This is a genomic window from Erysipelatoclostridium sp. MSK.23.31, from assembly GCF_019125875.1.
Classification (GTDB): Bacteria; Bacillota_I; Bacilli_A; order Erysipelotrichales; family Coprobacillaceae; genus Thomasclavelia; species Thomasclavelia ramosa.
Genome location: NZ_JAHOCB010000014.1, coordinates 64,577 through 80,466, shown reverse-complemented (window position 1 = coordinate 80,466; position 15,890 = coordinate 64,577). Strand labels below are relative to the sequence as shown.

At 37.1% G+C, this 15,890-nt stretch carries 19 protein-coding genes and 2 pseudogenes; 18 read left to right on the top strand and 3 right to left on the bottom strand.

The genetic code is table 11. The features are described from left to right. The first annotated feature begins 239 nt into the window (after positions 1-239). On the top strand, positions 240-515 hold the full coding sequence (locus tag KSU54_RS08245) for a PRD domain-containing protein (RefSeq protein WP_008791999.1): 276 nt from the start codon (positions 240-242) through the stop codon (positions 513-515). Between the two features lie 23 nt (positions 516-538). Beyond that, on the top strand, positions 539-1,366 hold the full coding sequence (locus tag KSU54_RS08240; RefSeq protein ID WP_009009576.1) for an alpha/beta hydrolase: 828 nt from the start codon (positions 539-541) through the stop codon (positions 1,364-1,366). A 201-nt stretch (positions 1,367-1,567) separates the two neighbouring features. Here the strand turns inward: KSU54_RS08240 and KSU54_RS08235 are convergent, their stop codons facing one another. Beyond that, positions 1,568-1,900: a putative quinol monooxygenase gene (locus KSU54_RS08235; RefSeq protein ID WP_003534692.1), complete on the bottom strand. Its 333-nt coding sequence runs from the start codon at positions 1,898-1,900 to the stop codon at positions 1,568-1,570. A gap of 189 nt (positions 1,901-2,089) precedes the next feature. Here KSU54_RS08235 and KSU54_RS08230 point away from each other — a divergent pair, with 189 nt between their 5' ends. Continuing rightward, the gene (locus KSU54_RS08230) at positions 2,090-2,977 is read left to right on the top strand and encodes a fructose bisphosphate aldolase (protein WP_009009575.1); all 888 of its coding nucleotides are present in this window, start codon (positions 2,090-2,092) and stop codon (positions 2,975-2,977) included. 395 nt (positions 2,978-3,372) lie between these two features. Here the strand turns inward: KSU54_RS08230 and KSU54_RS08225 are convergent, their stop codons facing one another. Beyond that, complete coding sequence (locus KSU54_RS08225; protein WP_117792563.1) at positions 3,373-3,981, bottom strand: LysR family transcriptional regulator; 609 nt, start codon at positions 3,979-3,981, stop codon at positions 3,373-3,375. A 90-nt stretch (positions 3,982-4,071) separates the two neighbouring features. Between KSU54_RS08225 and KSU54_RS19415 the strand changes: the two are divergent. The 9 genes and pseudogenes from KSU54_RS19415 (at position 4,072) to KSU54_RS08180 (ending at position 12,165) form a co-directional block, all read left to right on the top strand. After that, a pseudogene (locus KSU54_RS19415) lies at positions 4,072-4,496 on the top strand (ABC transporter transmembrane domain-containing protein). 97 nt (positions 4,497-4,593) lie between these two features. After that, positions 4,594-4,719 carry an ABC transporter ATP-binding protein gene (locus KSU54_RS19140; RefSeq protein ID WP_147335587.1) on the top strand — a complete coding sequence of 42 codons (126 nt, stop codon included), beginning with the start codon at positions 4,594-4,596 and terminating at the stop codon, positions 4,717-4,719. A gap of 32 nt (positions 4,720-4,751) precedes the next feature. Next, positions 4,752-5,075, top strand: a pseudogene (locus tag KSU54_RS18815) (ABC transporter ATP-binding protein); the annotation flags it as partial. A gap of 533 nt (positions 5,076-5,608) precedes the next feature. Further along, positions 5,609-8,662 (top strand): VaFE repeat-containing surface-anchored protein, encoded by a 3,054-nt coding sequence (locus KSU54_RS08205; RefSeq protein WP_217746598.1) that lies wholly within the window; start codon positions 5,609-5,611, stop codon positions 8,660-8,662. A gap of 178 nt (positions 8,663-8,840) precedes the next feature. Then, the gene (locus KSU54_RS08200; RefSeq protein WP_005334875.1) at positions 8,841-9,164 is read left to right on the top strand and encodes a YdcP family protein; all 324 of its coding nucleotides are present in this window, start codon (positions 8,841-8,843) and stop codon (positions 9,162-9,164) included. Between the two features lie 15 nt (positions 9,165-9,179). After that, positions 9,180-9,563 (top strand): YdcP family protein, encoded by a 384-nt coding sequence (locus KSU54_RS08195; RefSeq protein ID WP_118324635.1) that lies wholly within the window; start codon positions 9,180-9,182, stop codon positions 9,561-9,563. 88 nt (positions 9,564-9,651) lie between these two features. After that, positions 9,652-10,179: a DUF3592 domain-containing protein gene (locus KSU54_RS08190; protein WP_117819228.1), complete on the top strand. Its 528-nt coding sequence runs from the start codon at positions 9,652-9,654 to the stop codon at positions 10,177-10,179. A 95-nt stretch (positions 10,180-10,274) separates the two neighbouring features. Beyond that, positions 10,275-10,670 (top strand): DUF6483 family protein, encoded by a 396-nt coding sequence (locus KSU54_RS08185; RefSeq protein ID WP_217746597.1) that lies wholly within the window; start codon positions 10,275-10,277, stop codon positions 10,668-10,670. Between the two features lie 103 nt (positions 10,671-10,773). Then, complete coding sequence (locus KSU54_RS08180; RefSeq protein WP_118001316.1) at positions 10,774-12,165, top strand: FtsK/SpoIIIE domain-containing protein; 1,392 nt, start codon at positions 10,774-10,776, stop codon at positions 12,163-12,165. On the opposite strand, the gene KSU54_RS08175 is transcribed toward KSU54_RS08180, so the two are convergent. Beyond that, positions 12,157-12,345 (bottom strand): helix-turn-helix domain-containing protein, encoded by a 189-nt coding sequence (locus KSU54_RS08175; protein WP_226814521.1) that lies wholly within the window; start codon positions 12,343-12,345, stop codon positions 12,157-12,159. The two genes, KSU54_RS08180 and KSU54_RS08175, sit on opposite strands and share 9 nt — an antisense overlap. A gap of 119 nt (positions 12,346-12,464) precedes the next feature. Here KSU54_RS08175 and KSU54_RS08170 point away from each other — a divergent pair, with 119 nt between their 5' ends. The 6 genes from KSU54_RS08170 (at position 12,465) to KSU54_RS08145 (ending at position 15,886) form a co-directional block, all read left to right on the top strand. Continuing rightward, positions 12,465-12,878: a hypothetical protein gene (locus KSU54_RS08170; protein ID WP_005334885.1), complete on the top strand. Its 414-nt coding sequence runs from the start codon at positions 12,465-12,467 to the stop codon at positions 12,876-12,878. 252 nt (positions 12,879-13,130) lie between these two features. Next, positions 13,131-14,330, top strand: coding sequence for a MobT family relaxase (gene mobT, locus KSU54_RS08165; RefSeq protein WP_428979593.1), 1,200 nt, complete (start codon positions 13,131-13,133; stop codon positions 14,328-14,330). A 3-nt stretch (positions 14,331-14,333) separates the two neighbouring features. Next, on the top strand, positions 14,334-14,468 hold the full coding sequence (locus tag KSU54_RS08160; protein ID WP_005611092.1) for a DUF3789 domain-containing protein: 135 nt from the start codon (positions 14,334-14,336) through the stop codon (positions 14,466-14,468). Further along, a complete protein-coding gene (locus tag KSU54_RS08155; RefSeq protein ID WP_004844214.1) occupies positions 14,465-14,686 on the top strand; it encodes a hypothetical protein in 222 nt (73 codons plus the stop codon). The genes KSU54_RS08160 and KSU54_RS08155 overlap by 4 nt, the downstream gene beginning before the upstream one ends. Positions 14,687-14,783: 97 nt before the next feature. Then, on the top strand, positions 14,784-15,311 hold the full coding sequence (locus KSU54_RS08150) for a YcxB family protein (protein ID WP_005334889.1): 528 nt from the start codon (positions 14,784-14,786) through the stop codon (positions 15,309-15,311). 83 nt (positions 15,312-15,394) lie between these two features. Next, positions 15,395-15,886 (top strand): antirestriction protein ArdA, encoded by a 492-nt coding sequence (locus KSU54_RS08145; RefSeq protein WP_055200583.1) that lies wholly within the window; start codon positions 15,395-15,397, stop codon positions 15,884-15,886. Positions 15,887-15,890: the final 4 nt, after the last annotated feature.

Here is a 15,890-nt window from a genome sequence, read left to right as displayed (position 1 = left end):
AAAGAAATGAAGAAAGAAAACAAAAAAGAGAGAAGAAGATAACAAAAGGAGAAAGAAGGAAATAAATCCCTTTGAGGGATGGCAAGAGTCAAAAGCGATAGCTTGAACGAAGAGAAAGCAGCGCCTTGAGACGCGAGCAAGCAACATAGGCTTATAGCCTCAGAGAAAACCACGTCTTTTAGGCGTGGTTTTTATTCTATATAATATCTGAAAATTATGAAAAGATCCATTTTATATAATTGGAAGTTTTTACTTTTTTAGCAAAAACTATTATTGGTTTGAATATTCATCTTTGTTGTTTGATTGAACGTCTAATAAAAAAAGAAGAGATAGTTTCACATATTAATATTGTTGATTTTGAAAAAAATAATCAAGAATTTATCAATGGAGTTAGAATTAGCTTTAAAGCGATTGCTAATCAGTATAATATAACAATACCAATTAGTGAAATTGCTTATATTTATGATTACGTTTTAAATAATTATAAAACAGATATGTCAATTGATGAGATTTAAAAAGAGTAAAGGGGTGTTTTATTATGGCATTAGTACAAGTAAATTTTATTTCTCAAAGTTTAAAAAGAACAGTTTCAATGAATGTAATATTACCGGTTGATAAATTTCTTTTTAAAGGAAATTGTCAACCAGTTAAAGAATATAAAACTTTATATTTATTACATGGTTTATTAGGAAATTATACTGACTGGGTAACACGAACAAGAATACAAGAATGGGCAGAAGCAAAGAACTTAGTTGTAGTCATGCCATCTGGTGATAATTCTTTTTATGTGGATCAAGAAGTAAAGAACAATGACTTCGGTATATTTATTGGAACTGAACTTATTGAAGTTACTAGAAAGATGTTTCATTTATCTAATCGTCGGGATGATACTTTTATTGCCGGACTTTCAATGGGTGGATTTGGTGCTCTAAGAAATGGGTTGAAATATTATCAAAATTTTGGATATATTGCAGCTTTATCAAGTGCTCTAAATATTTTCGAATTACCAGTTCACGATGAATCAAGATGTGTAATGGGTGAAGATAGTTGTTTTGGTGATATTGATGAAGCATATCTGAGTGATAAGAATCCAAAAGTTTGTTTGGAAAATTTAATTCAGGCAAAAAAAGAAGACAATACTATTGTTTTTCCTAAGATATATATGGCTTGTGGATGTGATGATGAACTAATTGGAGTAAATCGAAAATTTAAAGGCTATTTAGAAAATGCTGGTTTTGATTTAGTTTATAAAGAGGATGTAGGAAGTCATAATTGGGATTTTTGGAATAAATATATTCAAGATGTATTAGAATGGTTACCTTTGGATCCTTATGAAGAAGGAATTAACAGCGGTAATGTTAAATAGGCATGTTTTTTTTTAGAATTATATATTTATAATTAAAAGCTATATTTACTTGGTAATAAAGAACGATAATTGTGACAGGATAAATTATAACTAAAATGGTAAATAAGGAATAAATATTTCAATTACCAGAAATATGTTTTGATATGAATAGTATAAAACCCATTATAATATTGACTTTATAATGGGTTTTATTAATTTAGATTACAATCGAATAAATTTTTTGTCAGCAGAAGTTATGTTTTCTTCATTAGAAGTATAGCGTTCTACCTTCATATGAAGATCATATTTATTTCTTAATTCTGTAATTTGCTCCATCATTATAGTAGCATGATGAGCATCAATTGATTTTTGATCTTTCCAACTATCAATTAAAAGTATGGTTTCTGGATCATTCATGGAAAAGAAATACTCATATCTTTCATTTCCTTTTTCTGCTTTAATAGCATCAACAATACCGCTGGTCACCATTTCTTCTGCAAATTTTCTAGCATTTCCGTTTATTCCAGTGTAATAAATGTTTACTGTGATAGACATATTAATTATCTCCTTATGTATAAAGATTATCTTATTTAATTATAGCATATTTTAAAATAATCTATCATATTTTTAAAAGCGATTCTTATTTGTAAAAATAGTTATTCTTATCTAACAAAATAGAACGTATTATTAGAATACTTGATGGACAAGGGGTATAATAAGGGCAGGAAAAGGAGGTGCTCTTAAATGAACACAAAACAATTAGAGCGTATGCAATATGGAAAAGGTTTTATCGCAGCGTTAGATCAAAGTGGTGGAAGTACACCAAAGGCATTAAAATCATATGGTATTGATGAATCAGCGTATAGTAATGATAAAGAAATGTTTGATTTAATTCATCAAATGCGTAGTCGTATTATTACTAGTAAGGCTTTTACCTCTAAGCATATATTAGGTGCTATTTTGTTTGAAAAGACAATGGATTCTCAAATTGAGGGTGTAGATACTGCTGAATATTTATGGTTAAAGAAGGAAATCGTGCCATTTTTGAAAATTGACAAAGGATTAGAAGTAGAAAAAGATGGTGTTCAGTTAATGAAGCCAATTCCTGAACTGGAAGCAATATTAAACAAGGCAAGAGATAAATATATCTTTGGTACAAAAATGCGTAGTGTAATTTTGGAAGCCGATCCAGCAGGTATCAAGAAAATTGTTGATCAGCAGTTTGAATTAGGATTACAAATTGCTAAAACTGGGCTTGTACCTATTTTAGAGCCAGAGGTATCTATTTTAAGTACCTCAAAAAAAGAGGCTGAAGAATTGTTATTGAAAGAAATTAATGAGCATCTAACTTTATTAGACAATGATGTTAAATTTATATTTAAACTGTCCATTCCAACCATACCTGATTTTTACGCGGAACTTATGAAAGATTCCCATGTAGTTAGGGTTGTTGCTCTATCTGGCGGTTATGATAGAGAGCAGGCAAATGGGTTATTAAGGGAAAATCACGGGCTTATTGCGAGTTTTTCTAGAGTATTATTATCTGATTTATCAATAAATCAGACTAGTGTTGAGTTCGATACTTGTTTGGAGAATGTGATTCTTCAAATATATAGGGCATCTATTGTATAATGATGTTAAGCTTATCTATCATGTAATTAAATGACAAATAATCAAGATAAGTTATAAAATATTTTTAATTAAAGGGAAGATTTAAAATAATTGATTATATCAATGAAATTAAATCTTCTTTTATTATTTATTAGTTATAAAATAGTTTGTAAATTCCTTAATATATTTTTCTTTTAGATTTTTGTGATAAGTTATTCCATATTCTATTGTCATTTGATCATCCATAAATGGTAAAGCGACAATTCTTTTAATATGTGTTGGAATATATATTTCTGGTAAAATAGCTACACCGTAATTACATTTAGCGAAAAGAATAGCAGCCTGGTCATTTTTACATAAAAGATGAAAATGATTTTTTCATGGAGAGCAATAAATTCTTGTAATTTATCTCAGTATTAAAATGGGATAAAGCGGGGATGCAAAGTAATAAGTGGTGTATCATATAAATCTATAAAACATATTTCTTTTTCTTTAGCAAACGGGGAATTTTCAGCTATGATTGCATAACTGGAAATGTTTTTTATTTTTTTAAATATATAATCGTGAGCCTCAGCAATCATCTCTTTTGTACTGATTAAAATGTCTAATTGTTTATTATCAAATAGAGATTTTAGAATAAAATAATCCTGAATAATAATCTGGGGATAAACAGTTGGAAATTCTTCTCTTAATTTTATTAATGGTATTTCTAATATCTCAAGTTCTACTTGACTAGAACAGCCAATTCGTAATATCGAAAGTTTTTGACTGGCTAGTTTTTTAACTTTTTTCTCAACCATATATATTTTTTGGAGAATATCTTTTGCTTCACTATAGAATAATGAGCCTGGCTCAGTTGATTTTACCATTTTGGAAGTTCTGATAAATAATGACGTATTTAATTCTTCTAAATTTATGATATGATGGGCAACTGCTGGAGCAGTAATATATAATTCTTCAGCAACCTTTGTAAAATTCAATTTATCTGCTATTCGCACAAAACATTCTAATTGTTGAGTATTCATGAAATATTCTTCCTGACTTGTAAATATAGTATTTTTGGCAAATGGGGTGTAGTCTTAATCTTTTGTGTTACTTTAGGAGTTATTTGTGGCATGTTATCAGGAAGTTTTTGTGCGATAGCTTCAGCTGGATTTGCTCAAAATCTAAGACAGAATATGTATTATAAAATTCATGAATATTCTTTTGCAAATATTGATAAGTTTTCTACTTCAAGTTTGGTAACAAGATTAGCGACTGATGTAACTAACGTTCAAAATGCACATATGATGACTATTCGTGTGGCAGTGCGAGCACCATCATGCTGGCATTTTCACTAGCTGTTTCATTAATGATAAATAGGGATTTATCATTAATATTTTTAATTGCAGTTCCAGTTTTAGAGGCAGGTCTTTATTTTATTGTTAGTCGTTCACATCCATATTTTGAAAAGGTATTTCATATCTATGATGAATTGAATAGTGTAGTACAGGAAAATTTGGCAGGAATTCGGGTAGTTAAATCATTTATATGCCTATAATGCAGTTTATGGCTGTTTGTTGTTTCTTTGCTAGTTTGGAGCAAAAATTATTATTCTTATAAATGCATCAACGCTGACCACAGGGGACTTATCAAGTATGATTGCCTATACAATGAATATTTTGAATTGTCTGATGATGTTATTACAAGTATTGGTAATGATCAATATGGCAAGAGCATCATGTGAACGAATCATTGAAGTTTCAGATGAGAAGGTTCTTTAAAAAATGGAAGGGAACCTATCTATGAGATGCAAAATGGGGCAAGTTTATCTCGAAGACAAAGGCAATTGCTTTCTATCGCTTGTGCGGCTGTTGCAAATTTACCAGTTATGATCTTAGATGAAGCAACTTCTTCGATTGATATTAGGACAGAAGTGCTTGTTCAGCAAGGAATGGATAATTTAATGAGAGGTAGAACAACCTATGTAATTGCTCATTGATTATCAACGGTTTGTAATTCTAAAACTACTATTGTTTTGAATTCTGGGAAAATTATTGAATGGGGGAGTCATGATGAACTCATTTCAAAGCATGATATTTATTATAGTCTCTATACTGATGCTTTTGAACTAGAGTAATATGTTATGTCAAAAGTGCTTATGAAAATCCTATTTTTGTATAGGTATCTTTGAAAGAAATAGTAAGTATGTGTTCTGTTAGATTATAAAAAGTTAAATATTCATATAAAAAAGGTGGATTTAAAAGGTCTATAATCCACCTGATTTCAATAATATATTTTTATAAATTATAATTGGCGTCCCCTGCAGGAATCGAACCTGCACCTAAACCTTAGGAGTTCCCTGTGGCGGTTAGTATGCAGTAGTTCGATTATCCTGTAAGGGACGTTTAACGCCCAAAAAAGCGGAAAAGGGGCTTGCACAACGACTCTGTTAATAAACTCTAATATTCAATTATATCCTTTAGAGTGTTAGCAGGCTGTTAGCAAACCAACCACTTTTTCGGGAATTACTGATAATTTGTTACAATCGTATTTAAAATCATTTATCACATGGAAACAAGATACCCGTTATGTTGAATTTAATTAAGTTAAAGGCGTTCAATAAATGAGCGTCTTTTTTCATACCCAAAATCGAAAGGAGAAAGAGAAAATATGAATAAGCTAGTAAAGCGATTGCTGACAGGAACGCTTGCTTTTGCAACTATCCTCACGGCATTACCAGTGACGGCGGTTCATGCTTCCGGCAATCAATACTGGACAGAATCAGCAGAACGTGTCGGCTACATTGAACAAATTATGAATGACGGTTCTATCAAATCCACGTTCCATGAGGGACACATGAAAGTTGAGGGCGAAACTGCCTACTGCGTGGACATCAATACCAATTTCAAGAATGGATATAAAACAAGGTCTGACGCAAGTACACGCATGAGTAGTGATCAGATTGCGGACGTTGCTCTTTCCTTAGAGTACGTCAAGCAATATACCGCTACTCATACAGGGCTGAATAACAACCAGAAGTATTTGCTGGAACAGTGTGTTGTCTGGCAGAGATTGAGTGAACAGCTCGGCTGGCAGTGCGACAACGTCAGAGCTTCCTATAATGAAATCTCACAGGCAGTACAGAATGAAGTGTATGCTGGTGCGAAAGCATTTGTGAAAGCAAACAAAGGACGCTATGAATGTGGCGGTTACATTTATACTGGCGAAGGACAGGACATCGGACAGTTCTGGGCGAAGTTAAATGTGGGAAATGCAAAGGTCAAAAAGACTTCTTCCAATCCCACGGTCACAGATGGAAATGCCAACTATTCCTTTGAGGGTGCGACATTTGGTGTCTATTCTGATAAGGGCTGTAACAGCCAGCTTGCCACACTTACTGCCGATGGAAACGGCGATACCAAAGAAGTTGAGGTAAAAGCCGGAACAGTTTACATCAAAGAACTTTCTGCTCCAAAGGGTTACAAGCTGGATTCTACTGTCCATGCCTTAAATGTGGAAGTTGGAAAAACAGCGACATTAACTGTTGCTGACACTCCAAAGGTCACAGAGACTTTGATTGATTTATTTAAAATCGACATGGAAACAGGAAAATCTACTCCACAGGGAAATGCTTCTTTAGAAGGTGCAGAGTTCACATGGAGCTATTATGACGGTTACTACAATGCAGACAATCTTCCTGCAAAGGCTACCCGTACATGGACAACCAAAACCGTTGCCGAAAAAGACAGTGACGGAACTATCCATTATGTATCCAGACTTGCCGACAGCTACAAAGTATCCGGCGACAGCTTCTATACACAGGACGGTAAGAATGTACTGCCACTTGGTACACTCACTGTCACAGAAACAAAAGCACCAAACGGCTACTTATTAGATGGTGCATATATGCAGACTGACGGAAGTTCCGAACAGATTAAGGGGACATACCTTACACAGATTTCCGAAGATGGCGAACTTGCCGTACTTTCTGGAAGCAACCAGTATTCCGTATCCGATAAGGTTATCCGTGGCGGTGTGAAAATCCAGAAACGTGACCTTGAAACAAAGGATACCAAAGCACAGGGAAGTGCGACCTTACAGTACACAGAATTTAATATCATTTCCTTAAATGACAGTCCTGTAGTGGTTGAGGGAAAATTATACAGCAAGAATGAAACGGTAAAGAAGATTCAGACAGGCATTGACGGAATTGCTTCTACTTCTGCTGACCTGCTCCCTTACGGAAATTACAGATTAGAAGAAAGCAAAGCACCAGAGGGCTACTTGACAGACGGTGCAAAAACAATCGACTTTTCTATCACGGAAGATGGAAAAATCGTGGACTTGACCGACAAATCTCACTCTGTCTACAACCAGATTAAACGTGGCGATATTGAGGGTGTAAAAATCGGTGCAGGTACACACAAACGTCTTGCAGGTGTTCCATTCAGAATTACAAGCAAGACAACGGGAGAATCCCATATTGTAGTTACTGACAACAACGGTCAGTTCTCCACTGCTTCAAGCTGGGCTTCCCATAAGGTCAATACTAATGCCGGAAAATCCAGTGAGGACGGAGTATGGTTTGGGACATCTGAACCAGACGACAGCAAAGGTGCATTACTTTATGATACCTATGTGATTGAGGAATTAAAGTGTGATTCCAACGCCGGATTTAAGCTGATTCCAGCTTTTGAGGTGGTCGTATCCAGAAATAAAGTGACCGTAGATTTAGGGACACTGACCGATGAATACGAAAAAGAAATCACAATCCATACCACAGCTACCGACAAGAAAACAGGTGAAAAAATGATTGTTGCCGGAAAAGACATCAAGATCGTGGACAAAGTTACACTTGATGGCTTGGAAACAGGCAGAAAATATAAACTTTCCGGCTGGCAGATGTTAAAGGAAGAAAACGCCGAACTTCTGATTGACGGGAAACGTGTAGACAATGATTACACATTCATTGCTGACAGCGAAAAAATGACGGTTGAGATTACTTACAGTTTTGATGGTTCAGCTCTTGGCGGTAAGAACCTTGTTACATTTGAGGAATTGTACGATATGAGCAATCCGAAAGAGCCTGTCAAGGTTGCCGAACATAAAGACATCAACGATGATGGACAGACGGTTCTTATCACGGAACGTATCATCAAAATCCATACGACTGCTACGGACAAGAACGGCAAGAAAGAAATCGAAGCCGGAAAAGATGTAACGATTGTGGATAAAGTCACATTAGATGGTCTGGAAGTTGGAACAAAATACAAACTTTCCGGCTGGCAGATGTTAAAAAAGGAAAATGCAGAACTTCTGATTGATGGAAAGAAAGTATCCAATGATTATGAGTTCACAGCCGACAGTGAAAAAATGACGGTTGAGATTGCGTTTACCTTTGATGGTTCTTCACTTGGTGGTAAAAACCTTGTTACATTTGAGGAATTATACGATATGACCAATCCAGACGAACCAAAGAAAGTGACGGAACATAAGGACATCACAGACGATGGACAGACCGTGACAATCAAGGAAGTGCCGGAAGTCCCAGACACACCAAAGGATACCGACACGCCGGATACACCATCTACGGTTACTAAGACAGGTGACAGTCCAAAAACAGGCGACAATACCAATATCTATGCTTATCTTGCCATGCTCGGTCTTTCCTGCGTAGGGCTTGGCGGTATGCTTTACTTCAAACGCCGTAGAAAAAAATCGTAAGGCAGTAACGTAGCGGTTGGTGGAACGTTCAAGGTCGCCACCCTTTTTGCAACTTCACGCTCCCGTGAAGCACTTGGTTTACGGGAGCGTGAAGTCCACTAGGGGCGTGGGGAGTGTAGCTCCCCACAACGTACAGCAGGAAAGAAACTAAAACAGAAAGAAAAGAGGTCAATTATTTATGGAATTAAGATTTGTCGTACCAAACATGGAAAAGACATTCGGAAACTTGGAGTTTGCCGGAGAAAATACTACGGAACAACAGAGAATCAACGGGCGTATGGCTGTCATTACCAGAAGCTACAACCTGTATTCCGATGTGCAGAGAGCCGATGATGTAGTTGTGACACTTCCTGCCAAAGCTGGCGAAAAGCATTTCTCGCCAGAGCAGAAAGTAAAACTTATCAACCCACGAATCACTACTGATGGCTATAAAATCGGAGAACGTGGATTTGTCAATTACATCTTACTTGCAGACGATATGTTACCAGCAGAAAATAAATAAGGGGGTATTCAGATTATGAGATTAGCAAATGGAATCGTCATTGATAAAGAAAAGACTTTCGGAGTGTTGAAGTTCTCCGCATTACGCCGTGAGGTTCATGTACAGAATGAAGATGGAACGGTTAGTGAAGAAATCAAGGAACGTACTTACGATTTGAAATGTAACACACAAGGACGTATGATACAGGTATCCGTTCCGGCGACTGTTCCGTTAAAGGACTATGACTACAACGCCGAAGTGGAACTTATCAACCCTGTTGCAGATACGGTAGCCAATGCGAATTACCGTGGTGCAGATGTGGACTGGTATGTAAAGGCAGATGACATTGTTCCGAAGAACAAAGGCACTCATGCCGGAAATCCACAGAACAATGTTTCACAGCAACCGCCGAAGAAATAAGTTTGTAACTAATGGATTTTCATTGTATTGTTCAAATGGGGTTGATATAATATAAAAAAATCAAATCGGAATTTGAGGTGATGAAACTATGGCTGAAATACAAATTGCATGGTTAGAATTGATGACAGTTGGAGGTCTTGGTGTAATATTAGTTCTACTAGGAGTTACTTTCAATATCATTGTAAAAAGACAGAATAAATTGTGTACAAAAAAGACAGACGGTATTGTTAAACAATATGGGTTTCCTGGAAATGGAAGAGTGTACCCAATCGTTGAGTACTTTGTGAATGGAACTTGTTATAAAGCAAAGAAAAAATTTCGAGGAATTATAACAACGCAACTATCAGGAGTACCTGTACCGATGAAATCAGAAGTCTATGAAGATGAAAAAGGATGGCTACATGTAAAAACTGGAGCTATTGCAAATTTACGTCAATTTGCGGAGCAGTTGTGGCCTATCAACAGTAAGATGACAGTTTATTATAATCCAAACAATCCTAAAAAGTGTTATGTTGATAGACCAATTTCAAAAAGTTTTACTTCCATGATGTTTATCATAATGGGGACAGTAACAATACTCTCGAGTGTACTGGTATTCTTTTTGATGCAGTTATAAATTGCAAAAGATAATTGCTAATCAGACAACTTCAAGTTTTATAAGTTAGCTTATATGTTCCAAACAATTAAACCAACATTTAAGGAGATGGGAAAATGAATTTTGCCGATGAAAAAGATTACATCATGCGAATGATAAAAGAAATGGTGAGAGTATTATTTTCATTAGCCTTTGGGAAAAAGTATGTTTCTGTTGAACTTGAAAAAGAAAACAAGTATGAAGTATCGGGAAAAAATTTGAAAATTTTTCTTAATATGATTGATTTAGGACAGATTAACGAAGCAGAGAACATACTTTTAGATAGCATTGACTATACAAACAAAAACGAAGTAATGGCGGTGGCTCTTTTTTATCAGTACCTTAGTGAAAAAGATAATCAGTTTTTGGAAAACAACAATTATACAAAAGAAGAAGTGCTTTCTGGTTTCAAACAATTACTTATGAAATCGGGATATAGCGATTTGCTTTATTTGCTCAAATATGATGAGTAATACAGAATTAAAAAATCAGCCTTTATAATTTTATATTTATATTCACAAAGCAGTTAGTCTACATGATTAACTGCTTTTCTTACGTCCAAAGAAAGGAGTTTATATGAAAGTATGGAAAAACTCTAAAGGTAACAGGATTCGTGCCAGTGACAAATCACTGGTCTATCATTTCTGTATCGGCTGGTTGTTGCTCCTGTTCGTTGCGGTATTCCTGCTACTGAACCTGCGACAGCTCCTTGTTACCAACTGGAAAGATTTTAACCTGCTCCATGCCGGAATCACATGGACTGCCTACAATTCCATTACGGTTCTGATAGCGACTGGTGTTTGTGCATTGGTCGTTTTTCTCTACTACCGTTACGGATATGACCGTATCAAGCGGTTGTTACACCGACAAAAACTGGCTCGTATGGTGCTGGAAAATAAATGGTATGAAGCGGAAAACACCAAAGACAGCGGTTTTTTCACTGACCTGCAAAGCAGATCAAGAGAAAAAATCGTGTGGTTTCCGAAAATCTATTATCAGATGGACAATGGATTGTTGCATATTTTGTGTGAAATCACAATGGGAAAATATCAAGAACAGCTCCTGTCCTTAGAGGATAAGCTGGAATCGGGGCTGTACTGTGAACTTACTGACAAAACACTGCATGACGGATACATCGAATACACCCTGCTCTATGATATGATAGCGAACCGTATTTCGATTGATGAAGTGATTGCCGAAAATGGTGGTCTGCGGTTAATGAAAAATTTGGTGTGGGAATACGATTCACTTCCCCATGCCCTTATCTGCGGTGGTACAGGTGGTGGAAAGACATATTTTCTATTGACCATCATTGAAGCCCTGCTTAGAACCAATGCGGATTTATACATTCTTGACCCGAAGAACGCTGACCTTGCAGACTTGGGAACGGTCATGGGAAATGTCTACCACACGAAAGACGATATGATTGACTGCGTCAATGCCTTTTATGAGAGCATGGTCACACGCTCGGAAGAAATGAAACTGCACCCGAACTACCGTACAGGGGAAAACTATGCCTATCTGGGGCTTGCTCCACAGTTCCTTATCTTTGATGAATATGTGGCGTTCTTGGAAATGCTCACGACAAAGGAAAGCACTGCCCTGTTAAGCCAGTTAAAGAAAATCGTCATGCTTGGCAGACAGGCTGGATACTTTCTGATTGTAGCTTGCCAGCGTCCAGACGCAAAGTATTTCGGGGACGGTATCAGAGATAACTTTAATTTCCGTGTGGGGCTCGGTCGCATGAGTGAACTCGGCTACGGTATGCTCTTTGGAAGTGATGTGAAAAAGCAGTTTTTCCAGAAGCAAATCAAAGGGCGTGGATACTGTGATGTGGGAACAAGCGTCATATCGGAATTTTACACTCCCCTTGTACCCAAAGGCTATGATTTCTTGGGTACGATTGGGGAACTTGCAGAAAGGAGAACAGAAAAAAAGGCTCTGGAACAATCCGAAGCCTTACTTTAATTTCAAGATGTCATTAGGTGTGCAGTCCAGATATTCACACAACTTTGCTAAGATGGAGAAGTCGATTCTGGTTACTTTATTTTTGCAGTAGTTGTTGAGCTGTGTCCTTTGTAAATTACAGGCTTCACAGACTTTGTTTTTACTGATATTCTTTTCTTTGAGAAGATTTTCTAAATCCATGTATACTGTCATTTTTGTTTACCTCGTCTTTTAATCAAATTATAAATATAGCTGTATTGAAAAATAAGCTGTTTTGCTCTACACTTGTACTGTAATACAGGTGTACGGAGGAAATTAAAATGATAAGAAAACGGACAATAATTATAGTAATCACTATACTTCTGCTCTTGGCAGGAATCCTGTTTTACCTGCAATGGGGACGACAGATGGACGTATCTTCTTCGTCTGGCTCTGGCTCTGATAACCATTATGAGCTACGGGTGTCGGTCATACTCAACACTTTGGTCGTGACCGATCAACAGAAATGTGCGGAACAAATATTTGAAAAATGCAGGGACAACTCTTTTCACAGTGTCCGTTTCAGTTATGATATTCAGATTCCCCACGCACTTTCTGTTACGGTCTACAAGAACCAGAAAGACGCTGAATCCGGCAACTCGGCATTTAGCTTTTCCTATCGGCAGGAGAACCAGATAGACGGCACATACAATATTGTGGACAATCCAGAAAAATTTACTCTGGAAATGGACTGATTGCACACATAAGGCAGGACGGACAGGTGGCGTGCGAAGCGAAAGCCACAGGTACGGACTAGCCTTGCTGGTGTGGCGGTAGCCACGCCAGCAGACAATAGCCCCTCGGTATCTAACAGAGGGGCACAAATCACAAGGAAACATACACAAAAGTTACCGATTCTTGGCTGAAATCAAGCATTTGGTAGCTTTTTTTACTGCTGTGACATCGGATATAAAATGTCACAGTTTTTTCGTAAAGGGGGTATCGCACTGAATGATACAGAGTGGATACAGGATTTTGCAGACAGACGTTTGCAGTACGGTGTATCCCAGACGAAACTTGCGGTCATGGCTGGAATCAGCCGTGAACATTTAAGCCGTATCGAATCCGGAAAGGTGGCGGTCACAGAAGAAATGAAAGTAAAACTTTTGGAAGCTCTGGAAAAATTCAATCCAGAAGCACCGCTTACCATGCTGTTTGATTATGTGAGGATACGGTTTCCGACACTGGATATTGGACACATCATTAAGGACATCTTACAGCTCAATATCCAGTACATGATACATGAGGACTTCGGGCATTACAGCTACACGGAACACTACTACATCGGAGATATTTTCGTATATACTTCTCCCGATGAAGAAAAAGGTGTCCTGCTGGAACTGAAAGGAAAAGGCTGTCGCCAGTTTGAAAGTTATCTGCTGGCACAGGAACGGAGCTGGTATGATTTCCTTATGGACGCTCTGGTGGACGGTGGTGTGATGAAACGCCTTGACCTTGCCATCAATGACCATACAGGAATGTTGGATATTCCAGAACTGACCGAAAAATGCCGGAATGAGGAATGTGTATCGGTGTTCCGTTCCTTTAAGTCCTATGCTTCCGGCGAACTGGTCAAGCATGAGGAACAGGACAAGGCTGGTATGGGCTATACACTTTACATCGGCTCATTGAAAAGTGAGGTGTACTTCTGTGTCTATGAAAAAAGCTATGAGCAGTACATCAAACTTGGGATTCCCATTGAGGAAGCACCGATAAAAAACAGATTTGAAATACGGTTAAAAAATGAACGTGCTTATTATGCTGTCCGTGACCTGCTGACTTACTATGACGCTGAACGGACGGCATTTTCTATTATCAACCGTTATGTACGCTTTGTGGATAAGGAAGCAGACAAGAAACGGAACGACTGGAAATTATCTGTCCGCTGGGCGTGGTTCATCGGGGAAAACAGAGAGCCGTTAAAGCTCACGACCAAACCCGAACCCTACACACTGGACAGAACCCTACGCTGGATTCAACGGCAGGTTGACCCGACACTCAAAATGCTGGAAACAATCACAGCGAAAACAGGGATTGATTATCTGAAAGAAATCCGTAAATCCACGAAACTGACGGAAAAGCACTACAAGATAATCGAACAACAGACCACATCAACCGAAGATGTAATTTTAGAAAAGGAGAATTGAAAAATGCAACGATTATTATTTGACTTCCTGTTCTTCTCTTTAGGTGGAACAGTTGGCGTGATTGCCATGTGTATTTTACAGGCTGGCAGACAGTCTGACCGAAAAATGATGGAACTGAAAGGAGAAAAGAAAGCATGAATTTTGGACAGAACCTTTATAACTGGTTTTTAAGCAACGCACAGAGCCTTGTGCTGATGGCGATTGTTGTTATCGGAATCTACTTGGGATTCAAGCGTGAGTTTTCCAAACTTATCGGATTCTTGGTAGTTGCCTTAGTCGCCGTTGGTCTTGTATTCAATGCGTCCGGCGTAAAAGACGTATTGTTACAGTTATTTAATAAGATTATTGGAGCGTAAAATTAAGAATCCCACATTTTGAACACAAACTTGTGGTAATATACTAATTTGTGGTAATATACTAATATCATTAAAATGTTTAAAGGAGATTCTTATTATGGTTAGATACAGTATTGAAATCGGACAGCAAGAACAAGATATTTTAAAAGAAATCGTTTTAGCCAGTGATAAAAATGTAAAGAAACGTAAATTTGCAACAGGGTTATCGTCTGTGATGGCTGTCATAATGTTAATATATACGATTCTTTGTTTTATGAATAGTCGTATTGGATATGGTATTATTGGATTATTATTTTCGGTTTTCTTTATCTGGATTATCATAAACGGAGCTAACACATTTCAGAAAAAAGTAATAAATATTGTTCATTCAAAGATGGATAATAAATTGACTTCGGGAAAACGTGAATATTGTTTTGATACCGATGGTATTACAGTTAGTTCTGATATCGGTAACGGGACTAATCATTGGAACGCCTTTAAATGTTGGGGGATTTTCAGAAATTACATATATATCAGAACAATAAAAAATGAAATGGTTCTTGTTAATCAAAATGATTTGTCTGAAAATGATGTAAAAGAGTTAAAATCCCTTTTGAGTCAGAATTTAAAAGAAGAAACGCTTTAATATTGTTTTAGAGTTAAGCAGTCTTTCAGTTATGATCGACTGCTTTTTTCATACTCAAAATTAGAAGAAAGGACTGAATTACGATGGAAGAATGTAGCGTATTGATTGAAACGACCAAATCAGCAGAGGATAAAACCTCTCGCTGGTTTGATTTACCCATTGATTATGAGCTGTTCCGTGACCTGCTCGGTGTGGAAGCTGACAGCAAAGATTATCAAATCACAGATATGAAACTTCCTTTTGCTGGCGACATTGTAAGGACAACTTCTGTCAGACGCTTAAATAAGCTGTACTTTGCTTACACGGATTTATCGCCAGAGGTTCAGCAGGCTTATAAAGAGTTGATTCCGTATTGTGGCGGTGTTGAGGATTTATTGCAGAAGTCGGAAGAATTTCTGTTTTATCCAGAATGCCACAACATCATGGACGTTGCCCGTTACCGCTTGGAGCATAACATTGAATTTTCTGCACTATCCGAAAAGGGAAAGAAATATTTTAATCTGGAAGCCTACGCCCATGAGTTGGAAGAAAAAGGACGTTATGCTCTCTGCAACAATGGTATGTTCAAACTTTGACAGG